This window comes from Enterobacter cloacae complex sp. 2022EL-00981 (genome assembly GCF_028737495.1).
Taxonomy (GTDB): Bacteria; Pseudomonadota; Gammaproteobacteria; order Enterobacterales; family Enterobacteriaceae; genus Enterobacter; species Enterobacter cloacae.
In genome coordinates this window covers 23,642-42,475 of record NZ_JAQZRK010000017.1, presented here as the reverse complement: position 1 = coordinate 42,475, position 18,834 = coordinate 23,642, and the positions used below count along the sequence as shown (strand labels likewise).

At 52.2% G+C, this 18,834-nt stretch carries 28 protein-coding genes; 4 read left to right on the top strand and 24 right to left on the bottom strand.

The window, feature by feature from the left end:
• The first annotated feature begins 94 nt into the window (after positions 1–94).
• The gene (locus PUZ33_RS15410) at positions 95–1,048 is read left to right on the top strand and encodes an Rpn family recombination-promoting nuclease/putative transposase (RefSeq protein ID WP_064357932.1); all 954 of its coding nucleotides are present in this window, start codon (positions 95–97) and stop codon (positions 1,046–1,048) included.
• Positions 1,049–1,197: 149 nt separating this feature from the next.
• On the opposite strand, the gene traI is transcribed toward PUZ33_RS15410, so the two are convergent.
• Both traI and mobA read right to left on the bottom strand, forming a co-directional pair.
• Positions 1,198–3,126, bottom strand: coding sequence for a TraI/MobA(P) family conjugative relaxase (gene traI, locus PUZ33_RS15405; protein ID WP_064357930.1), 1,929 nt, complete (start codon positions 3,124–3,126; stop codon positions 1,198–1,200).
• Between the two features lie 2 nt (positions 3,127–3,128).
• On the bottom strand, positions 3,129–3,440 hold the full coding sequence (mobA, locus tag PUZ33_RS15400) for a plasmid mobilization protein MobA (protein ID WP_016162079.1): 312 nt from the start codon (positions 3,438–3,440) through the stop codon (positions 3,129–3,131).
• Between the two features lie 289 nt (positions 3,441–3,729).
• On the opposite strand from mobA, the gene PUZ33_RS15395 reads away from it, so the two are divergent.
• Positions 3,730–4,149 (top strand): hypothetical protein, encoded by a 420-nt coding sequence (locus PUZ33_RS15395; RefSeq protein ID WP_058674280.1) that lies wholly within the window; start codon positions 3,730–3,732, stop codon positions 4,147–4,149.
• A 291-nt stretch (positions 4,150–4,440) separates the two neighbouring features.
• On the opposite strand, the gene PUZ33_RS15390 is transcribed toward PUZ33_RS15395, so the two are convergent.
• From PUZ33_RS15390 to PUZ33_RS15285, 22 genes are all read right to left on the bottom strand, one after another.
• On the bottom strand, positions 4,441–4,761 hold the full coding sequence (locus PUZ33_RS15390) for a DUF5983 family protein (protein WP_064357929.1): 321 nt from the start codon (positions 4,759–4,761) through the stop codon (positions 4,441–4,443).
• 53 nt (positions 4,762–4,814) lie between these two features.
• A complete protein-coding gene (locus tag PUZ33_RS15385; protein WP_032440567.1) occupies positions 4,815–5,048 on the bottom strand; it encodes a hypothetical protein in 234 nt (77 codons plus the stop codon).
• A gap of 156 nt (positions 5,049–5,204) precedes the next feature.
• A complete protein-coding gene (locus PUZ33_RS15380; RefSeq protein WP_032440566.1) occupies positions 5,205–5,489 on the bottom strand; it encodes a hypothetical protein in 285 nt (94 codons plus the stop codon).
• Between the two features lie 43 nt (positions 5,490–5,532).
• Complete coding sequence (locus PUZ33_RS15375) at positions 5,533–5,973, bottom strand: antirestriction protein (RefSeq protein WP_004187338.1); 441 nt, start codon at positions 5,971–5,973, stop codon at positions 5,533–5,535.
• A gap of 200 nt (positions 5,974–6,173) precedes the next feature.
• The gene (locus PUZ33_RS15370; RefSeq protein WP_004187339.1) at positions 6,174–6,479 is read right to left on the bottom strand and encodes a hypothetical protein; all 306 of its coding nucleotides are present in this window, start codon (positions 6,477–6,479) and stop codon (positions 6,174–6,176) included.
• Positions 6,480–6,540: 61 nt separating this feature from the next.
• Positions 6,541–6,951, bottom strand: coding sequence for a DUF1380 family protein (locus PUZ33_RS15365; protein ID WP_004187342.1), 411 nt, complete (start codon positions 6,949–6,951; stop codon positions 6,541–6,543).
• Between the two features lie 84 nt (positions 6,952–7,035).
• Positions 7,036–7,272, bottom strand: coding sequence for a hypothetical protein (locus PUZ33_RS15360; protein ID WP_177952325.1), 237 nt, complete (start codon positions 7,270–7,272; stop codon positions 7,036–7,038).
• Positions 7,273–7,570: 298 nt separating this feature from the next.
• A complete protein-coding gene (locus PUZ33_RS15355; protein WP_070083114.1) occupies positions 7,571–7,801 on the bottom strand; it encodes an Hha/YmoA family nucleoid-associated regulatory protein in 231 nt (76 codons plus the stop codon).
• A 97-nt stretch (positions 7,802–7,898) separates the two neighbouring features.
• Positions 7,899–8,237: a hypothetical protein gene (locus PUZ33_RS15350; RefSeq protein ID WP_004187354.1), complete on the bottom strand. Its 339-nt coding sequence runs from the start codon at positions 8,235–8,237 to the stop codon at positions 7,899–7,901.
• A gap of 189 nt (positions 8,238–8,426) precedes the next feature.
• Positions 8,427–9,287: a DUF4942 domain-containing protein gene (locus tag PUZ33_RS15345; RefSeq protein WP_064357927.1), complete on the bottom strand. Its 861-nt coding sequence runs from the start codon at positions 9,285–9,287 to the stop codon at positions 8,427–8,429.
• 72 nt (positions 9,288–9,359) lie between these two features.
• Positions 9,360–9,539, bottom strand: coding sequence for a hypothetical protein (locus tag PUZ33_RS15340; RefSeq protein WP_023285836.1), 180 nt, complete (start codon positions 9,537–9,539; stop codon positions 9,360–9,362).
• A gap of 642 nt (positions 9,540–10,181) precedes the next feature.
• Positions 10,182–10,448 carry a helix-turn-helix domain-containing protein gene (locus tag PUZ33_RS15335; protein ID WP_023285835.1) on the bottom strand — a complete coding sequence of 89 codons (267 nt, stop codon included), beginning with the start codon at positions 10,446–10,448 and terminating at the stop codon, positions 10,182–10,184.
• 44 nt (positions 10,449–10,492) lie between these two features.
• Positions 10,493–10,942: a JAB domain-containing protein gene (locus PUZ33_RS15330; RefSeq protein ID WP_032440561.1), complete on the bottom strand. Its 450-nt coding sequence runs from the start codon at positions 10,940–10,942 to the stop codon at positions 10,493–10,495.
• Between the two features lie 117 nt (positions 10,943–11,059).
• Positions 11,060–11,557 carry a hypothetical protein gene (locus PUZ33_RS15325; protein ID WP_032440560.1) on the bottom strand — a complete coding sequence of 166 codons (498 nt, stop codon included), beginning with the start codon at positions 11,555–11,557 and terminating at the stop codon, positions 11,060–11,062.
• Positions 11,550–12,056 carry a hypothetical protein gene (locus PUZ33_RS15320; RefSeq protein WP_223174614.1) on the bottom strand — a complete coding sequence of 169 codons (507 nt, stop codon included), beginning with the start codon at positions 12,054–12,056 and terminating at the stop codon, positions 11,550–11,552. The genes PUZ33_RS15325 and PUZ33_RS15320 overlap by 8 nt, the downstream gene beginning before the upstream one ends.
• Before the next feature lie 180 nt (positions 12,057–12,236).
• Positions 12,237–12,680, bottom strand: a complete 444-nt coding sequence (locus PUZ33_RS15315; RefSeq protein ID WP_032440559.1) for a plasmid partitioning/stability family protein — start codon at positions 12,678–12,680, stop codon at positions 12,237–12,239.
• Positions 12,681–12,682: 2 nt separating this feature from the next.
• Positions 12,683–13,657, bottom strand: coding sequence for a plasmid segregation protein ParM (locus PUZ33_RS15310; protein ID WP_032440558.1), 975 nt, complete (start codon positions 13,655–13,657; stop codon positions 12,683–12,685).
• A 240-nt stretch (positions 13,658–13,897) separates the two neighbouring features.
• A complete protein-coding gene (locus tag PUZ33_RS15305) occupies positions 13,898–14,638 on the bottom strand; it encodes a tyrosine-type recombinase/integrase (protein ID WP_064357926.1) in 741 nt (246 codons plus the stop codon).
• A 66-nt stretch (positions 14,639–14,704) separates the two neighbouring features.
• Complete coding sequence (locus PUZ33_RS15300) at positions 14,705–15,133, bottom strand: hypothetical protein (RefSeq protein ID WP_223226984.1); 429 nt, start codon at positions 15,131–15,133, stop codon at positions 14,705–14,707.
• A gap of 127 nt (positions 15,134–15,260) precedes the next feature.
• A complete protein-coding gene (locus PUZ33_RS15295) occupies positions 15,261–15,494 on the bottom strand; it encodes a helix-turn-helix domain-containing protein (protein WP_227633964.1) in 234 nt (77 codons plus the stop codon).
• Positions 15,495–15,694: 200 nt separating this feature from the next.
• Positions 15,695–15,820, bottom strand: a complete 126-nt coding sequence (locus PUZ33_RS15290) for a hypothetical protein (protein ID WP_255874637.1) — start codon at positions 15,818–15,820, stop codon at positions 15,695–15,697.
• A 299-nt stretch (positions 15,821–16,119) separates the two neighbouring features.
• Positions 16,120–16,817, bottom strand: a protein-coding gene (locus tag PUZ33_RS15285; protein ID WP_224252790.1) for an IS1 family transposase whose coding sequence is annotated in 2 segments (ribosomal slippage) — positions 16,120–16,568 and positions 16,568–16,817 — 699 coding nt in all. Because the reading frame shifts where the segments join, the coding sequence is not laid out codon by codon here.
• Between the two features lie 135 nt (positions 16,818–16,952).
• On the opposite strand from PUZ33_RS15285, the gene umuD reads away from it, so the two are divergent.
• Both umuD and PUZ33_RS15275 read left to right on the top strand, forming a co-directional pair.
• Positions 16,953–17,384, top strand: a complete 432-nt coding sequence (umuD, locus tag PUZ33_RS15280; RefSeq protein WP_006796638.1) for a translesion error-prone DNA polymerase V autoproteolytic subunit — start codon at positions 16,953–16,955, stop codon at positions 17,382–17,384.
• Complete coding sequence (locus tag PUZ33_RS15275) at positions 17,384–18,655, top strand: Y-family DNA polymerase (RefSeq protein ID WP_064357922.1); 1,272 nt, start codon at positions 17,384–17,386, stop codon at positions 18,653–18,655. Before umuD ends, PUZ33_RS15275 begins: the two co-directional genes overlap by 1 nt.
• Positions 18,656–18,834 lie beyond the last annotated feature (179 nt).

The following is an 18,834-nucleotide window of genomic DNA, read 5'->3' as shown; positions in this document are numbered from 1 at the left end:
TAAAGAATGGCGGATGGTCATTCCTTTCAGCGACAATTATTACTTTTCCGGGTTGTGATAACATCTCCATGTCATTTTTAACAGGCTATTGCCGATGAAGAAAAAAAACAGCACCCCCACTCCCCACGATGCCACATTCAGGCAGTTCCTGACGCAACCGGATATTGCCCGGGAGTTCATGGAAATTCACCTGCCTGCAGAGCTGCGCACCGTCTGCGATCTCAGCACGCTCAAACTGGAATCCGGCTCGTTCGTTGAGGATGATCTCCGCCAGTATTTCAGTGACGTGCTCTACAGCCTGAAAACGACAACTGGGGAAGGCTATGTCCATGTACTCATTGAACACCAGTCGTCTCCGGATAAGCATATGGCCTTTCGTCTAATCCGGTATGCGGTAGCCGCGATGCAGCGTCATCTTGATTCCGGCCATAAAAAGTTGCCACTGGTGATACCGGTGCTGTTCTATACGGGGAAACGCACCCCGTATCCTTACTCCACCCGGTGGCTGGATGAGTTTGACGATCCGGCGCTGGCAGGCAAACTTTACAGCAGCGCTTTCCCTCTTGTAGACGTTACGGTCATCCCGGATGATGAAATCGCCGGACATCGCAGTATGGCTGCCCTGACCTTACTGCAGAAACACATTCATCAGCGGGACCTGGCTGAACTGGTTGATCGACTGGCCCCCATTTTACTGGCCGGATATCTCTCTTCATCACAGGTAATATCGCTGGTACACTATATTGTACAGGCAGGCGAAACAGCTGACGCCGAAGCCTTTGTACGCGAACTGGCACAGCGTGTGCCGCAACACGGAGACGCACTTATGACCATCGCACAACAGCTTGAACAAAAAGGTATCGAGAAGGGCAGAGCTGAAGGTCTGCAGCTCGGTGAACAGCGCGGTATTGAAAAAGGTCGTTCAGAAGGTGAGCGTCAGGCCACTCTGAAAATAGCCCGTACCATGCTGCAGAACGGTATCGACCGTAGCACCGTCATGAAAATGACTGGTCTGACGGAAGACGAACTGGCGCAGATCCGCCACTAATCACGTTTCCTGGCACTCCCTGTCTGGCCATCAGCGTACGCTTGTGGGGACAGGGAGAAATTCCCTTCAGATCCGCCTGCGACAGCACAGTCAAATACCCTGACATCCCCTCAGATGCTCTGTCGTCTTAATGCTGCACCGAAGCGGTTTTATGGCTTATAACTGCTGTCGTCATTATTACGGACATCGTCGTAATAACGTTCGTCATATTGCTGACGAAGTGCCTCCCGTTCACTGTCCGTATACCGGCCTTTCAGCTGGTTAAACTTCTCCCGCGTATAGTCGTATTGTTCCCGGTCACTCGGCACGATGATACTGTCACGATGATGCAGGTTGTGCGCAGCCACCGCATCGCCGGCAGCATATGCGAAACAGCCATCCCGGCTGAATTCGACACGCTCGCCTGATTTCCAGGCCACCATGTCAACGGCAATGCGCGTGTTGAGGTCACCGTCATCATACGGATTAATGACTTCAACGCGGTCTCCCCGATCAATGATGGCATCCTGCCCCTGGCGGGAATAGACAACCGCGCCGTCACGATGCAGGCGGGCCTCGTAACCATCTGCTTTGAGCAACGAAGTGTCATCTGCAGGTGCACAGTAAATAATATTTTCAGAGGCCTGCGGTGTCCGGTTTTTACGATTCTGTCGGTAAGACCAGCCACGCAACTGACTGAGCGCAGCCTGATCGCCGTGAAGCGCCTGTTGTTCGGTCCAGGCACGGTAGGTCAGCGGCCGCATCATGCCCTCGTCATACAACTTCTGGCGTTCTGCCTTCAGTGCAATACGCAGCGCTGCCATCGACTTCTCACGTTCAAACTCCACGATGTGGTACATGAGCTTACGCATATGCGCGTCTTTCTCGTTATCCCGGATATGGGTCTTCTGTTCTTTAAATGCAGCGGACACAGCCCGGAATCGTTCAGCGGCGTGAAGGTCAGGTTTTTTCCAGGCGTTGCGGTACTTCCCGTAGCGTTCGCGCAAATCGATACGGGCGTCAGCGCGTGCCTGCCGGCGCTTCGCACGGGCACCACGATCGCGGACATGCAGTTTGTCACTGTAAGGCGTCTGAACACTTTGCTTAACCATTTCCGCAGAACGTGGGGAGGGAACAAAGGTTCCCAGCGCAGGCTCAAGACGGGAAAGCGTCATACTAGGGTGAACCCGCGATGATTTAACGGCCAGTTTCTCATCGCCACACACATCACGCACGATCAATCCTTTGCCGGAAGTCTCTAACATTAAACCAGCATCATTCATGACCTGATGCAGTTTTTCCCATGACGCGTTCTTCTCTCGGAACATGGCATTAACAGGTTTACGAACATGCTGGACTGCAAAATGATGAAGAGACTCTTTATCAGAAAAGTGTTCAAGCTGTCGCGCTGAACGTGGTGCATTGCGGTACCCTTTTCTGGCCCGCACAATGTTGTTGTCAGCATCACGAACCCAGCTTCCGTTATCCACTTTAAATCCGTGCTTCAGTTCCAGTTCGCGGCAGGTACGCTGAAGTTTATCCGCGTCATTCCAGACATTAGCCGCACGATAAGAAACCGGGTGGACGCGGTTAGCCGCAACATGAACATGCAGATTATCCGTATCACGGTGAATCCCCGCAACATACTGGTTTTCTTCCATACCCAGGCGCTTGAGTGAGTATTTCACACTATCAAAAACCTGATCGTCAGAAGGATTTTCATCTTCCTGCCAGCTCAAAATATAGTGATAAACCGCATCCTTTACGTGCAGGTTCTGCATAGCAATGCTATTCATCTCCATTGCGGCTGTTTCAACCGACATCAGGTTATGCTGACAGATAACACCGTCAACAGAACAGCGGACGTCTCCTTCCGGACTCATGTCAGTTATCTGCTCGGTGATCGTTCCTTCGCTACGGTTCATGTAATCAACAAGGCGATCAAAAATGGCCTGGCGGGAACGTGACGGTCGCTGGAAACGCTGGTCTTCTTTCAGTTCGTCTTTTAACGGGACATCATCACGCACAGAAACGTACGCGACCAGCTGAACAAAGCTGGACTTCTTGTCGCGACGTTTGGGTGGAATGATGGCGTTCATGTCTAGTCGTTCTTTTGCTCTATCCTGAAAATGGCTGCCTTGATGGCCTGCAGTATCTCTGCGTACTCCTTACTGCCGACCCCGTTCCCTTCTTTAAAGAGGTGCTTCTGTAAACCGCCAAGACGTGAAAGCTCGTTAATGAGTTTGTGATCTGTCTGCGGGGCAATCTTCCTTCCTAACGCAGCCCTAAGCATAAATGCACCAATGCTGAGACCTGCATCCTCCGCCTTTTGACGTATCTCATCCCGCTCTTCCGGAAGACATCTTACCGGCGGAAGAGTGGCTGTTCTGTTACGTCGCTCACTCTTACTCATGACGCTAAATCTTCCTTTCGGTCCTACAGTTAGCACGGTATGGGGTGTCGGGGCTTCGCCCTGACCAGGAGTTTTGGATTGCTGCCACCGTGGTGGCGGTAATACAAAACATATCCTGTCCCGCTTTTGAACTTCGCAAATGAGTTTAGCAAATTTGCAACCTGTATGCCAGATGACAAAGGGAGTACGCTGCGCTAGTTCAGGTATATTGATATTCATGCAAGGCACATCATCGCCTGTGTTTCACAGAGAACGGGATAGGCTACGCTTCCTCTAACGCTAAGGGATTATGATTTCCGGAGCTGGTTATCCAAATTTTTACGCAGAAAATTCTGCTCTGCTTGTAATGATTTTTTCGGTAGATACAATGAAAAATTTTCCGGTGGAGGATTCCAGAATGGTTGCCAAAAAATCGAAGCTGTACAGCACAACAGACATCGAATCTATTCGAGGTCAGCTGGCTGAACTCCCAGATGTGACGCAAGAAAGATTACAGAAACGAGATGTACTTGATTCCCTGAAAAGTGATATTGAGACGCTGATTAAAAACAAGGGATACACACTCAGCGAAATCCTTGAGCACCTTAAAAACTTTGGTTTTCATGACGTGACGCTTAAAGATTTAAAAGAGATTACTGAAGGAAAAAGAACACGTCAGAGAAAGCGGGTCTCTTCATCTACTGATGATAAAACGCCAGTCCAGGCGTGAAATTCCCCCTGCTGAAAGTTAAAAAAAACGGCGCTTCCATGAGCGCCGTTCGTTACTTTACATACTGTATCCCATGTAATATTCAAGCCAGAAACAGAAGTGTCGCCACTCCGGTCCGTTCATCGGTGGTACTCTCATTCGCTTACCCTTTGCAAGATCCTCGGCAAGCTGTAGAATGGATAATGACATAAGCAAACCTCACATTTTCTTTTGTCAACCTGCCGGATTGTTCTCGCAATCCGGCTCCCTTTTTTTCTCTGCTTTTTAAACCCCCTTTAGTGTTCCAGCTTTTTACCAGTCCCAGTGCTGAAGCTCCTCCACGATGGGTGCATCAGCCTGGAAATGAACCCAGTCATATCCTTCACATTCCAGCACTCTAAGATTTGATATGCAGCCATCACTTACTCCAAAATTTTTCAGACGCTCCTCCCATTCATCGGGCAGAGCACACAACCGAAATAACCAACCGTGAGCAGTACTGCTTATCCAGAACTCTCCGGATTCTTTCCAGTTTTTCCAGAGAAACTCAGGGATAATCTCTGAATCTTGATGGCTGACGTGGCCTGTACAGATCACCGCTACCTTTACTGTTTCAATACCGGTTAATACCATTTCTTAATCTCCTTCCGGGGGAGTTTCTCCCCCGCTCCCGTCGATAATCAGTGCTAATTTATTGGTCTGATATAAGGCATAAAACCGTTGATAAAATCGCGGGAGAACGTGAAATCTCGCCAGATAAGATCACCACTGTTGTCACGCAGTTCAAGTTGAATGGCGTCAATAGAGTAGAAGTTAATTTTCAGATTAGGCAGGAGGCCAAGAGGGTATGCCTGAGACGCTACGGCGTTAATTTTCCGTGCATCAGAGTCAGGTAATTTTGCAGTATCATTGAGTTCCATTTTTTTTACCTCGTCGCCAGTCGGGGCGCTACCGCGAAAGGCTCAACTGCCTTTCGATGTAATAATTATACGTCTAATGAGCCATTTTATCAACTCATTAGACGTATTTTTTAATTTAATTTTGTTCAAATATGAACATTTAATGATGTCAGATATCTAACATAATGGCTTGAATTTGGCCTTGTTGTAGGTGATCCGGTAGTCTTTGCACTTCCCGTTCTGCCGCAGGAACTCCAGCGAGACAACGTTAGCAGCGGCAAAATTGATGCACATAATGCTTTCCAGCGCCTCGAACAGGTCGGCCCCATTGGCAAGCGGAAACCACAGATCGTTGTCGCTACCGCTTAATTTTTCATGCAGACAGAAATGCACAGCACGCACGCCGTCAAATTCCGTAACCAGCACCGTATTGCTGGCGCGAATATCAGTTAGTGTTAACATTTTTCCCCCTGTCAGTATTGGCCCCCTCGCGGGGGCCGCCGTTTCAGTCAATCGCGCGGTAAATCAAACCGGCTTCGGCGTGCTGGTCGGCATATAATTTGAGCTTTTCCTGCTGGGTGATCAGCATGTCGCAGATGTGCTGATAGCCTTCATCATGTGCGTGCCAGATCATGTGGTTCAGGGTGAACAGGGTCAGCACGATACCGGTAGCTTCTGCGGACAATTCCCCTTCGAACCAGTTACCGCTAACCGATACCGTGAAGCGCTCTGCGCTCAGTGGGTACATGAAGCCGCTACCGCAAGACAGTTCGACGAACTCCCAGGAACCGCCTTGATAATCGGCGCAGAGAGAACGTGCGAGGTTGTAGACACCGGCCTCACCTGTGAGATACCAGGCGCCGAACAGGCGTGGCAGAAAGGCCATGCGGCGGTTATTGGGGATAATGCGTGCAGTGATGGCGGGTTGATTCAGTTCAGTAGACATTTTCTGTACTCCTGCGCCAGTCGGGGCGCTACCGTCGAAAGACCGGATTGCCTTTCGATGTGATTATTATACGTCTAATGAGCCATATCAATCAAGCAAAAAATTCCCGCCTGCCTGAATATTTTCAGGCGGGAGAACTCTTTCCCCTATCCATTTTTGGGGGCAGGATCACGCCTGCCCCCTTCTGATTCACATGATTACTATGACTTTGTTTCAGCGTTAAAGTGTACGGCTGCGATCCTGACCAACGGGATCACCGCGCTTTCCTCATCGAGCACACGAAAATTTATCGCTTCCCCCAGGTGCATCAGGTTAGCGATAAAATCAACGATGATTTCGGAAACCGGGTGTCCGTCGCAGTCCTGCTCATTCAGGCGCGCAAACAGCGCCAGCGCCTTAGCGGCCTTGATTGCCCGCTCTTCGTTTTCTTCGTCCATACTGCCGAAACACCATTGCCCCTTTTCAATCAGGGCCAGCGTGTCGTAATAGGCTTCATTCTGGGACATGTTTTTTCCTCCTGCGCCAGTCGGGGCGCTACCGTGAAAGTTCGCTGCGTTACTGCGTGAATTAGCCGTTAATCACCTTCGTGATGCACTCCAGCGCCTCAGACTCCTGCGGATAAAGTCTGCGTGCAGCTCCTTCACCAGACTGGATTTCTTCCAGCCGGATAAACTGCGCCGCCAGCGCCACGACTTTTTGCAGCGCCTCGGCATTGACCTCTATTTTTCGATCGCGGGCGGCATCTTCGCGCACCTGCTTTGCCAGGCTCCAGACGGTATCTTTTCCGACGCCATAACGGCTGTGTGAACTGCATTCCGCGATTTCTGCCAGAACGGCTTCGGCCTCATCGTCAGTGAGGTTCATATCACTGGTGCAGTCATGGACATCTTCAGCAGTCCAGATCAGCAGGCTGATCCGCTGCTGTGGATCAAAACTATCGAGAAGCCTTGCGCAAATTTCATTTACGTTACCGTGCATTGTAAAACTCCTGCGCCAGACGGGGCGCTGCCGCGAAAGACCGGATGCCTTTCGATGTGATTATTGTACGTCTAATGAGCCATATTAATCAAGCGATTTTTCACGCTCATAGCTGCTACAGGCAACGCTGTAGCCGTTTGCATCCAGTTCTGAAGGCCAGTCGTCACGCCCGCAACCTGACAGCAGGCAGGCGCTGAGGTGCCCAGGGCGATAGTCGAGATGCTGGCATGAGGCGCAAAGGTCATCATCTGAGATTGAGCGGCCTGAACAGATAGGCGGCGCTCCATCAGTGGGAATTTCTCGAATATGCAGCGTTGTCACTTTTTTTTACTCCTGCGCCAGTCGGGGCGCTGCCGGTTAGGGATGCAGGGGGCTGTCGCCCCCTGCGGCGGTTCAGTCCTTACCCTTATCCTTCATGACGTTAATCAGCCCGGTAATGGCTGTAATGAGGGCGGCCACGGCCGTGATAATCTGAGGGAGGTTATGGAGGATTTCAGAAGAGGTCATAATGCACCTGTAAGGCTGTTTAGGAAGGTACTGATTTGAATCAGTAAAAACATTATACGTCTAATGAGCCATGTATGCAAGCAAAAAAACGCCCCTTGTAGGGGCGCTGTGATTATTTTACATACTGCCAGACATGCGGCGGGATCTTATCCCAGATGCGTCCCGATGCCAGCTCTGCGCGGCGATGGTCGGCGGCAGCCTCAAAAGCCGCGGTGTCCTCCGGCGGCACCTGTCCACGATCCCGCATGGATTCGTACATTTTTTCCAGTGTGTCCGGGTTACGACTGCGCCGAAAACGGAGAAGGTAAAAACGCCTCCGCGCCTGATAAACTGTTTCCGCCATGTATCTGCGTCCTGAGCGCCTTGTTATTTCGCATAGTATTCACGTTTTGGTTGAATAAGTCTTCGACTATACGCCCCTTGCGGGGCGTAGCAGGCGGTCAGCCCCAGGTGCTGTAAAAATGGCTTTCGTTAGGATCGGTCTTATAAGCCTGTTCGTACTCGTCAATGCTGACAGACGGATGCTCATGGTTTTCACAGATGCGACGGGTCACGGGTTCGCCTTTAAAGTCGTTCAATACCGGCTTTAACTCGCCAGACATTGCACTGTCTGCTTTCACCTGCTGCGCAGCGATGCGGCGCAGTACGGCGGTTTTCTTACCGCGCAGGGCGATCACCTGATAAAAACAGGTATTTGTCTGCTCATAACCCCAGCTGGAAACAAAAACATCACCAAGAGAAACGGAGCCGTTACGGAACTGAAGGGATTGAATAGCCATGTTTATTACTCCTGCGCCAGTCGGGGCGCTACCGCGAAAAGCCTCATTGCCTTTCGATGTGATTATTATACGTCTAATGAGCCGTATTGATCAAGCAATAAATACATGCCCGGCATGATTTTCTCCGGCCGGGGAATACTTCCTTTCCCTGTTTATATTTCAGGCCGCAAATGCGGCCTGCCGTCTGCATTACACGCGAGGGGGTAACATTCCGGGATAGTGACTGGCAACCAGATTATTGATCTTCTCAACCAGCTCCGGGCGTTTAAACGTAATGTGGGCGCTGCCCTTTTTGTAATATCGCACGCTGAAGTAATCACACTCGAACACCTTACCGTTGAACTGGTTTTCACTGAAAAAGGCATCCAGTTTGGCACCGTCAGAAACGCGGTAATCAGGCACGTTACGCCCGTCCAGCACGTAGAACGGCCGCGCCAGATCGTCAATTTTGGTGTGCCCGTCTGAGCTGAAGCGCACCCAACCACTGCGCCAGACATCGAGCAACGGCGCGATGATGATACGCTTGCCAAACATGCAGGGGTTATTGGTTTTATAATCCCACGACAGGGATTTAAAGATATCAATCAGCCCTTGCGTGAAGGTATCAGCCTTGCTTGCGTTCAGGTGCCGGAACGTACTCATAACGTTATCCAGCGTTATCGGCGGCATTTCTTTGCCTGCCACCTGCCGATCCCATTCCTGACGTTGCTTGTTGCTCATCAGCGTATACATACCGGTTTCCGTCATCAGCCGATCCCAGATTTTTCCGTCGATAACGCGGGAAATAGCCGTTTCGGCCTGATCTGGCGTGGTGTCGCTCCATTTGATGGCGCTCTCTACGGCTTTGTCGTAGTCATAGAGGTACTGGCAGCCTCCGGCCTGCTGCATCAGATCGCGCGCTTTTCGCAGCTTGTCTATGCCGTCGAGATAGACGCGGATACCTTCATCCCGCAACGAGATGATGCGCTCAATAGCAATGGACGGGATCACTTCACCGCCATGCTGGCAGTACATCAGATCGACTGACGGGAGAGTATTTTTAGATGACATTTCAGACTCCTGCGCCATGCGGGGCGCTACCGTAAGGGTTGAACAGGGCTGGTAATGCCAGCCCTTCAATGATTATTTGCAGCTCTGGAGCAGTTTACTGACCTGCGCGGCCAGCGCATACGTGGATGAATATGGACCACTTAAACGGCGGTTAGGGATTTCGTTGAGGGCATACAGGCACGCCTTCAGCAGCGCATCTTTCTGCGTGTCCAGTTCAGCTTTAAGCTGGGAAGGGGTCAGTGCTTTACTCATAATTTTTTACTCCTGCGCCAGTCGGGGCGCTACCGCGAAAAGCCTCATTGCCTTTCGATGTGATTATTATACGTCTAATGAGCCATATAAAGCAAGCATTATATGATTACTTTTCTTTGTTTTTCCCTTGACGCCTGTCCCTGTAAATATTGCTTTTAGATCCAGATGGCGGCACTTTGCCGGCATGGTGCAGAGGTCCAGGCATCAGACACTCGCGATAGCCTGAACCCGCTGCGGGAACGGTGGAGCCACCAGGGAATGACGGCAACTGACCTGAAATGAACAGGAAGGAAACGCTCTGCGGATATCTAAAGTAGGCTCACTGGCAAATACCAGGCCGAAATCAAATCAGAATGGGGCTGAATGCGCGCCTGGACACGTCAAAGCGATTAATGCGAGAAGGTTGCAGCTTTTTTAAAGAAGCACTCAGAGAGGCGTACAGCGCGTTTCAGAGCAATACAGGTTTAATGCCCGTATAGCCCCTGCAGGAGGCGGCCACCTTCTCAGTTTTCAGCCCCGGCCAGATAGCGGCTCAGCCCCTCACTGGATTCCAGTACCGATGTTCGGTACTGCGGTTCGCAGTTGCACAAGCCCTTCAGCTTCTCTTCAGGAAGCACATTTTCGCGCCGGTGTTTTGCGCTGCTATTTCCAGATCGGCGGTAAGCCGGCATCGATGCAAAGGATGCACCAGACGGAATACGCGATGTCGCTTTCTCCGTTCACCCAGCGGCGCACCGTTCTGCCGTTAACGCCAACATGTCGCGCAAGCCCCTCCTGACTCAGGTTGAGCACATTTTCCAGCAAATAGCGGAGTTCATCCCCCGTAGGCGGGGTCCATTTGTCAGCGGGACGGAAACAGCTTTCGCGGATTGCGCCCACGTTCAGTGGCACGGTATATTTATTGCCCATAGCAAGCCTCCAGAGCCGGCCGCACCACTGTGCGGCCGCGGTTGTCAAATCAGACCATGTTCAGCAAAAGAGAAAATATCGCAGCCGCCCACAATCAGGTGATCGAGGACTTTGACGTCAACCATCCCCAGCACCTGCGCCAGACGCTCGGTGATCAGCTTGTCAGCCTGACTGGGTTCAGTGAAAGCGGAAGGATGGTTATGCGCCAGTACCACGGCGGCGGCATTATGATGCAGGGCGCGTTGCAGGACGATACGCGGATGAACGGTGACACTGTTGATAGTTCCCTGAAACAGTTCTTCAAAGGCGATCACGCCATTCTGACTGTTGAGAAAGAACGCGCAGAATGATTCGCGTGGTTCTGCAGCAAGACGAAACCGCAGCAAGGAACGCGCGGCGTCTGCACCGGTAATAAAATCCGTGGTGGTAATTTTGCTGGCAATAATGGCATCCGCCTGGCGGATAATGTTGAGTTCTTCTGCTGAAAATTTCATATATTTCCCTCGGTAGGGGACCTGAGCACCTTGCCCGGCCACAAATATATATTAGGACATTTTGTCCTATATGTAAATACAGTATTTTATAAAAAAACCAGAATTAACGGGCTTTTATCAGGTCGGCAGCTGATCTTGTTTCACTTTTTCAACCAGCTGCAGTGACGGATGCTCACCGGCCAGCAGTAACAGGAAGTTGAATTCCCCGGTTTTGAGCTTCACGCCACGCTGTGCGGCCTTCTCTTTGGTCTGCCATGACGCCGGCTTATAGCCAAACAGAGCTGCAATTTCTGCGTGTTTCAGCCCCAGCGCCAGACGCAGGCGGCGAACGTCTTCGGCCGTGGCAGGCTCTTTAACCATATCATCCGGGCTGAATGTCCTGTTCAGGCGGTAATCAGGATGCACGCCGGCGATCAGCATCAGCATGTTATATTCGCCCGGCCGAAGACTGGTCTTGTTGTACTGACTGAGGTCGTCGCTGATGGCTTCCTTACGCTGCCAGGCGCGCAGTTCATACCCCATGACGGCCCCTAATGCGGTTTCAGTCATGCCCATTTTTCCCCGGAGCATCTTCACCGTTTCCGGCTGCGGAACGACGCTAACCATCTTAATCATCACCCTTCTCCCAGAAGTCAGAATTCAGAAATATTTTCACCTGGCGCGTGCGGGGATAGTCCTGGAGTTTCAGTCCCTCTCGCGTGTCAGACAGGTACTGTGTTTCCTGCTGCACCTTATTGATTTTGCCATTCCATTTGCGGACCAGCGCCCGGTAACTCCCGTTCTCCAGCTGATAAACTTCAAACGTATACTTGCTCGAACCGCTCCAGCCTTCGTTGTAGTAGACCTGTTTCATAGGATCTGCCTCATCGATATGCCCCGTAAACATGACATCCCGGCCACAGTGACTGAACCAGTAACCGCGGGGCTTAGCCGGTTGCCGGTCGCTTATTTCCCGCCTGGATAGCGTGCAGAAAGGCCATGAGCGCAGGTGACTTCCTGAACTCAGGTTAATCTGGCATGACGTGTGGTGCAGGGAGCTGCGCTGCTGCCGCAGGCAATGGTCACTGATGATCACCGGTACAGCACGGGAAACGAACAGGGGGAATGATTGCATGGTTTTACTCCTTCGCCAGGCGGGGCGCTACCGAAAAATGAGCCTTAACAATACGGCGAATGAGCCATATAATCAAGTTAAATTGCCGGCGGCAGAGTGTCTGCCGCTGCTGCAGGCACACCGCTGATCAGCACCACATTTTCCACATTAGAGCTGTCAGCGATGGCGCGGAAGTTCACCTTAGTCATCATCCGGGAACAGATGCTGGACGTTCTTACGGGTTTCTTCCAGATTCTTATCCTCCGGTGCCGCCGGTTCGGGAGTCACGGCAGGGCTGTTTTCCGGCCTTGATCCGCCTGTCGGCGGTAACGTATTACTGGCGCCGCCGGTGGCCTGCAGAAACGCCTCAAACAGACGCGCCATCTCTCCTGTATCCTGCTGCGGCAGCGTACTGCTGATGATCCGCTGAATATCCTGCATCGAGGTGCCTTCCGTCAGAAATTCAGCGATCAGGAACGGCAGGCGTTCGTCCTGTTTCATCAGCGCGGCACCACAGAGCATCATGGCGCGCATCGCGCGGCCGCGCTCTTTCTGAGGCAGTTTCTCAAGAAATCCGTCGGCTACCCGGTCCGCCGCATTGCGATCCGGATAGATATAAAACGAGCACTTACGGTTATCAGTCATACTCAGCCCTTCATTGCCACCATGCCCAATACCAGATCGAACTGCGGGTTATCGCTGACGAAGAAGCGATCGTCACTCACCCCCGTGGCCTGCTTCACTGCGCTGGCGACCAGGCTGGCGCCGCCCCCGACAACCATGACGTGTGTGAAGCCGGCAAAGCGGCCAACTGAATCGGTGACGCGGTGCGTCAGGGCTTTTTCACGCTCGTGCAGCACCTTCATTACCTGGGCCCGCTGGTCAGCGTTCTGAAGATAACGGGAAAGAAAACTATCGTCATTTCGCGCCTGGATCAGACGGTCGGCAAAATATGAACTGGTACGGGTACTCACGCTGGTATCCAGTGCGTGTTTTACGGCCTCGGTGATGATGGATACGCCGGTTTTAGGATCGCAATGCGTCTTGGTGAACCCGGACATTTTGCTGCGAACGTGCGCGATATCCAGCGTCGTTCCACCGATATCGACAATCAGCAGGGAGTCCAGATCGTCCAGATCCTTCAGCACACTGAAGCCTGCAGGGACCGACTCTGGCAGCACACTGACTTTACGCACGGTAAAGCTCTCATGCCCCTGAACGGTCACCGCGCGTTTCACGTTCGCTTTTTTCCGCTCGATTTTGGCCATATCAGGCTGATCGTTCTCATCCAGATACTCGCCCAGCGGCAGCGTCACAACAATGTCAACCGGTTGCGGTTCAATGCCGGACTGCATCAGCGCGTGGTGGATAGCGACTACATTCACATCACTGTACTGATAGCGGGTTTCCGTGGTGCGCACGGCATCAGGGCTCAGCTGGTCAAAGCTGTACTTTTCCCCGTCAATTTCATAGTTGGCGGAAGCCGGCCCCGTTGAATCAGTCAGCAGCGTCATGGACCATTCTGGTTTAAAGCTGTTCGGACTGATCAACGTTTTCACTTCACCGTCTGCCACCCATGCCAGTTTGATATTGGTGGAACCGTCGTCAACAAAAATACGCATTTCAAACCTCACATTATTTAGAAAAAAACCGTATCCATCAGGAAAAATACAACATTCAAATGGATTATTACGTATCCGGGTTTGCGTGTAAAGACAAAAAGACGCACTAATGTAGAAAAATACAGAAAAATAACGAACAAAAACCAACAAACGAGGGCCAGACCGTCCTGCAAACGGCCTGATAAAGAAACATTAAGGATTAATTTAGATTTATATGGAAATATAAGGATGGAATGAGGATTATTCCGGAAGTGTTAAATGACTGTCAGGAAGGCTGAATCGGACGCCATACTGACGCCCGACATCGAGCGCAAACACGCGCGTGTAGGTTTCAGTGGTTTCCAGCCGGGAATGCCCGGCGTAGGCCTGCACAACTTTCAGAGGAACCCCATGCTGGATCAGGTGCATACAGAAGCTGTGCCGGAACGTGTGGCAGGTGATGGGGATACTAAAAGTGACAGAGTCACGTTTTGCGAGATCCAGCGCTTTCCTGATCCAGTTACGCGGCGTGTTATCACTCTGCACCGGCCAGAGCAGCTGCTGTTTGCCAATACGCAGGGTGGTCAGAAACTCACGCACCTTTCTGACATATTGAGGATCGGTCAGAGGAACAATACGGAACACCGCCTCATCCTTCCCGGGTCTCCCACGCCCGCGCTGACGCTGTTTAAGCGTCTTCAGCCGGACAAACGGCCGGGAACCGTCAAGCTGAAAGCTGGCGCCGGTCAGCGCCAGCGCCTCATTAATGCGTGCGCCCGTGTTCCAGAGGGTGTCGAAAAGGACCTGCTGGCGCAGGTCAGGCACATATCGCAGAAATAACGACACCTCCGGGGCCAGCAGGTATTTGGGTAAATCAGCCTGGCTGGCCATCTCCCGCAGCGCCAGTGCATCGGCATAATCGAAGTAGACGTATGCCACGCGCCCGGTCTCGATGGCGTCGCTACGTGAATTCTGAGGAATTTGCAGGGGAAAAGTGTTCAATTTTTTAAAATCCGGTAATCAGCCGGCAGGAGGCTGAATTTTAGAGTTTTTTTTGCCGAAACCGGCTCATAGTAACCTGTAACTGAAGCCGGCACCGCGACTATTATCGTAAATCAGCTGGCCAGACTGACCAGCATCTTCACTGTACACCTTCATACGCCGGCCGTTAGTCAGCGAATCCATTTTCCGCCGTGCGTTGTTGTCGTCATAACGTACGGGCAGGCACGCACCTTTACTCGCGCTCTCACTTTCGACTCGGAACACCCGCACCCTGACAGCCTTCTTCCGCGCCTGGTCAGGATCTTCACCACTGACCACACCCGTCAGTTTCTGAAGCGTATCTGCCGGACTGCTGTACTCAGCCTGGCTGAGATAGCGGCCGTTCGGGGTTAACCAGAAATCCTGGCTGTCACTGACACGGTAGGTTTCACCGTGGCTGGCGATGCCTGATACGTTACAGAAGCGCCCATAATCGGTGGGTTGTCCGGGTAGCATACAGCAGCACCGGCAGAGCGGTGACGTATCCTTTTAGTTTCATATAATCTCCTGTTGAGGATGAACCATTTCAGCCGGCGGCCGGGATCCCGGATACGGGATAAAAGAGCCGATAACAGGGATGGACTTATTCATTACTGAGCCTCAGCACTTCGTGCTTCAGCTGCCGCAGCAGCCTGTCCTTGCTCATGGTCTTCATTGTTGGCCATTCCGCTTTCAGCGTGAGTGCAGCGGTGGCAAGCTGTATCGTCCGGGGCACAGCCTCACCGTCCTCATATTTTACCAGGCTGGTACGGCTGATGCCGAGCTCTGCCGCGGCGCGTTCCTGGGTCCAGTTCAGGCCCCGTCGCCAAAGGATCAAGTCAAATCCGGTCAATTCGCCGCACTCCCATGCTCTGTCCGGGTGGATTAGTTGGCTATATTCCGGCTTTATTTACAGCCTTACAATGTTCATATTTGAACATTTTAAGGAATTTTAAAACAATAAATTCGCCGTATACACAACAGGAGACGCGATGGTTCTCAACGATTACGATGGACATCAGGAAGAATTTGAGGCGGTTAAACAGGCGCTGAAGGGCAAAATGGACTCGTCGTCTTTTTCACGCGCACTTCCTGTCTGATATCACGGCCCGTCAGAAACCCGGCGCCCAGCAGCAGCACAAACAGCATGCCTGGCGTCTTCATGTTGCTTCTTCCTGTCCCTTTTCACCTGCCCTGTATAACCCTGCCGGGCTTCACACATCAGACCGGCTGATAATTTCCCCCCCCTTATCTTTTCACCCTGCGACTTTTGCGCCCGCAACCACCGGAAAATACCTTTTCGCCGGCGCCGCGATTGCGGAAAAAACGTAAATACCGGAAAAAGCGAAATCAACAGGGAGAGGAAGGCAGGGGAACGGTCGCGTGGCTGCCGGCGCGGGCACCATATCTTGTGCCGTTTCCAGCTGACGGAGCCACTACATATAGCGGGTAATGACTCCAACTTACTGATAGTGTTTTATGTTCAGATAATGCCCGATGACTTTGTCATGCAGCTCCACCGATTTTGAGAACGACAGTGACTTCCTGCCCAGCCTTGACAGATGCTGCCTCAGATTCAGGTTATGCCGCTCAATGCGCTGCGTATATCGCTTGCTGATAACGTGCAGTTCTCCCTTCAGGCGGGATTCATAAAGCGGCCAGCCATCCGTCATCCATACCACGACCTCAAAGGCCGACAGCAGGCCCAGAAGACGCTCCAGCGTGGACAACGTGCGTTCACCGAATACGTGCGCCACAACCGTCCTCCGTATCCTGTCATACGCGTAAAACAACCAGCGCTGGCGTGATTTAGCGCCGACATAACCCCACTGTTCGTCCATTTCCGCGCAGACAATGACGTCACTGCCCGGTTGTATGCGTGAGGTTACCGACTGCGGTCTGAGTTTTTTAAGTGACGTAAAATCGTGTTGAGGCCAACGCCCATAATGCGGGCGGTTGCCCGGCATCCAACGCCATTCATGGCCATATCAATGATTTTCTGGTGCGTACCGGGCTGAGAGGTGGTGTAAGTGAACTGTAGTTGCCATGTTTTACGGCAGTGAGAGCAGAGATAGCGCTGATGTCCGGCAGTGCTTTTGCCGTTACGCACCACCCCGTCAGTAGCTGAGCAGGAAGGACATCTGATGGAGATGGAAGCCACGGGAGCACCTCAAAAACACCATCGTACACTAAATCAGTAAGTTGGCACCATTACCTGGCAGGCGATCTGGATTATCGTCACGCTGTTAAATATACTGTATGCATAACCAGCAAAATTAGAGTGTCAGGAGGAAAGATGAAGCTACAGCTTTTCAGCACCGGGAAAGAACACCCGCCACAGGCCCATCCATTGTTTGCCGATCTGGCCAGCTGCGGTTTTCCCAGCCCTGCCGCTGACTATGTCGAGTCCGATCTGGATCTCCATGATTACTGCATACGGCATCCGAGCGCGACGTACTACCTGCGTGCCAGCGGAGACAGCATGGCGGACGGTAGTCTGTACAATGGCGATCTGCTGGTTGTGGACAGTGCTGAAAAGCCGCGGCACGGCGATATCGTTGTCGCCAGCGTACAGGGGGAGTTTACGGTTAAACGGCTTCTGCTGACGCCTCGACTGACGCTGCAGCCCATGAATGCCTCCTGGTCGCCGATTTATCCTGACCCCGACGAGCTGGATATCTTTGGCGTCGTCACGCATATCATCCACCGCCCGAGGGAGATGTACTGATGTTTGCCCTGGCCGATGTGAACAGCTTCTATGCCAGCTGTGAACGTGTTTTCCGACCGGATTTGAAAGGAAAGCCGATAGTCGTCCTGAGCAACAACGACGGGAACGTAATCGCTCGCAGTGCCGAGGCGAAGCCCTGGATCAAAATGGGAACTCCGTGGTTTCAGATAAAAAACGAAAGGTACCCGGAAAAAATATATTCGTTTTCAAGTAACTATGAACTTTACGCCTCGATGTCGGCGCGCGTGATGAACTGCCTGGAGGAACTGGCCCCCAGAGTGGAACAGTATTCCATTGATGAGATGTTCCTCGATTTGACCGGCGTGGAGCACTGTATGGAGCTTGAGGACTTCGGCCGGCAGCTGCGTCAGCACGTGTATGACTGTACCCACCTGACCATTGGCGTGGGCGCCGGACCAACGAAGACCCTTGCAAAATCAGCCCAGTGGGCCTCAAAAGAGTGGAAACAGTTTCGTGGCGTACTTGCTCTGACCAGGGGAAATCCGCAGAGAACGCGGAAACTGCTTTCACTGCAGCCGGTTGAAGAAATCTGGGGGGTGGGTAACCGTATTGCACGCAAGCTGAATGTGCTGGGCATTAAGACCGCGCTCGATCTCGCCCTGACGAACCCGGCCTTCATCCGCAAAAATTTTTCTGTGGTCCTTGAGCGAACGGTACGTGAATTGAACGGGGAAAGCTGCCTTTCGCTTGAGGAAGCCCCTCCGACGAAACAGCAAATTGTCTGCAGCCGCAGTTTTAGCGTGAAGATCACGGAGTACGAGTCACTCCGTCAGGCTATCTGTCAGCACGCAGAGCGGGCCTCTGAAAAGCTGCGTAAAGAGCACCAGTATTGCCGGCATATTTCCGTTTTCATCAAAACGTCTCCGTTCGCCGTTAAAGAGCCTTACTACGGCAACGTGGCTACGGAAAAACTTCTTACACCCACTCAGGACACCAGGGACATCATTGCAGCCGCCACAACGGCTCTGGAGCGTATCTGGAGGGATGGACACCGGTATGCCAAAGCCGGAGTTATGCTGAATGACTTCACCGGCTCCGGCGTTTCGCAGCTGCAGCTGTTCGACGAACGCCCGCCACGCCCTCACAGTGCTGAGCTGATGAGGGTTCTGGACGGGATCAACAACTCAGGGCTGGGTAAAGTATGGTTTGCCGGTAGAGGAATTGTGCCATCCTGGCAAATGAAACGCGATATGCTCTCCCCTGCGTACACCACTCGCTGGAGAGATATCCCCGTTGCGAGGATCGGTTAAATTTTGCCTTTCAGAGAGAGCCAGCAGTGCTCGCCGCAGCCGAACGACAGGGCGAAGCCCGCGAGTGAGCGAGGAAGCACCAGGGGAGCTGAAGCCTTTTAAAACACCTTACGCACTTAAGTTCTATAGATTCCATAATGAGTTATCCACATATCCTTTGAGTAGATCCAATAATTTAC

What these genes read in the sequence shown, in the direction of transcription:
- PUZ33_RS15410 (WP_064357932.1), top strand. Translation starts at nt 95, where the DNA reads ATGAAGAAAAAAAACAGCACCCCCACTCCCCACGATGCCACATTCAGG.
- traI (WP_064357930.1), bottom strand. Translation starts at nt 3,126, where the DNA reads ATGAACGCCATCATTCCACCCAAACGTCGCGACAAGAAGTCCAGCTTT.
- mobA (WP_016162079.1), bottom strand. Translation starts at nt 3,440, where the DNA reads ATGAGTAAGAGTGAGCGACGTAACAGAACAGCCACTCTTCCGCCGGTA.
- PUZ33_RS15395 (WP_058674280.1), top strand. Translation starts at nt 3,730, where the DNA reads ATGATTTCCGGAGCTGGTTATCCAAATTTTTACGCAGAAAATTCTGCT.
- PUZ33_RS15390 (WP_064357929.1), bottom strand. Translation starts at nt 4,761, where the DNA reads ATGGTATTAACCGGTATTGAAACAGTAAAGGTAGCGGTGATCTGTACA.
- PUZ33_RS15385 (WP_032440567.1), bottom strand. Translation starts at nt 5,048, where the DNA reads ATGGAACTCAATGATACTGCAAAATTACCTGACTCTGATGCACGGAAA.
- PUZ33_RS15380 (WP_032440566.1), bottom strand. Translation starts at nt 5,489, where the DNA reads ATGTTAACACTAACTGATATTCGCGCCAGCAATACGGTGCTGGTTACG.
- PUZ33_RS15375 (WP_004187338.1), bottom strand. Translation starts at nt 5,973, where the DNA reads ATGTCTACTGAACTGAATCAACCCGCCATCACTGCACGCATTATCCCC.
- PUZ33_RS15370 (WP_004187339.1), bottom strand. Translation starts at nt 6,479, where the DNA reads ATGTCCCAGAATGAAGCCTATTACGACACGCTGGCCCTGATTGAAAAG.
- PUZ33_RS15365 (WP_004187342.1), bottom strand. Translation starts at nt 6,951, where the DNA reads ATGCACGGTAACGTAAATGAAATTTGCGCAAGGCTTCTCGATAGTTTT.
- PUZ33_RS15355 (WP_070083114.1), bottom strand. Translation starts at nt 7,801, where the DNA reads ATGGCGGAAACAGTTTATCAGGCGCGGAGGCGTTTTTACCTTCTCCGT.
- PUZ33_RS15350 (WP_004187354.1), bottom strand. Translation starts at nt 8,237, where the DNA reads ATGGCTATTCAATCCCTTCAGTTCCGTAACGGCTCCGTTTCTCTTGGT.
- PUZ33_RS15345 (WP_064357927.1), bottom strand. Translation starts at nt 9,287, where the DNA reads ATGTCATCTAAAAATACTCTCCCGTCAGTCGATCTGATGTACTGCCAG.
- PUZ33_RS15340 (WP_023285836.1), bottom strand. Translation starts at nt 9,539, where the DNA reads ATGAGTAAAGCACTGACCCCTTCCCAGCTTAAAGCTGAACTGGACACG.
- PUZ33_RS15335 (WP_023285835.1), bottom strand. Translation starts at nt 10,448, where the DNA reads ATGGGCAATAAATATACCGTGCCACTGAACGTGGGCGCAATCCGCGAA.
- PUZ33_RS15330 (WP_032440561.1), bottom strand. Translation starts at nt 10,942, where the DNA reads ATGAAATTTTCAGCAGAAGAACTCAACATTATCCGCCAGGCGGATGCC.
- PUZ33_RS15325 (WP_032440560.1), bottom strand. Translation starts at nt 11,557, where the DNA reads ATGATTAAGATGGTTAGCGTCGTTCCGCAGCCGGAAACGGTGAAGATG.
- PUZ33_RS15320 (WP_223174614.1), bottom strand. Translation starts at nt 12,056, where the DNA reads ATGCAATCATTCCCCCTGTTCGTTTCCCGTGCTGTACCGGTGATCATC.
- PUZ33_RS15315 (WP_032440559.1), bottom strand. Translation starts at nt 12,680, where the DNA reads ATGACTGATAACCGTAAGTGCTCGTTTTATATCTATCCGGATCGCAAT.
- PUZ33_RS15310 (WP_032440558.1), bottom strand. Translation starts at nt 13,657, where the DNA reads ATGCGTATTTTTGTTGACGACGGTTCCACCAATATCAAACTGGCATGG.
- PUZ33_RS15300 (WP_223226984.1), bottom strand. Translation starts at nt 15,133, where the DNA reads ATGCTACCCGGACAACCCACCGATTATGGGCGCTTCTGTAACGTATCA.
- PUZ33_RS15290 (WP_255874637.1), bottom strand. Translation starts at nt 15,820, where the DNA reads ATGAAGACGCCAGGCATGCTGTTTGTGCTGCTGCTGGGCGCCGGGTTT.
- umuD (WP_006796638.1), top strand. Translation starts at nt 16,953, where the DNA reads ATGAAGCTACAGCTTTTCAGCACCGGGAAAGAACACCCGCCACAGGCC.
- PUZ33_RS15275 (WP_064357922.1), top strand. Translation starts at nt 17,384, where the DNA reads ATGTTTGCCCTGGCCGATGTGAACAGCTTCTATGCCAGCTGTGAACGT.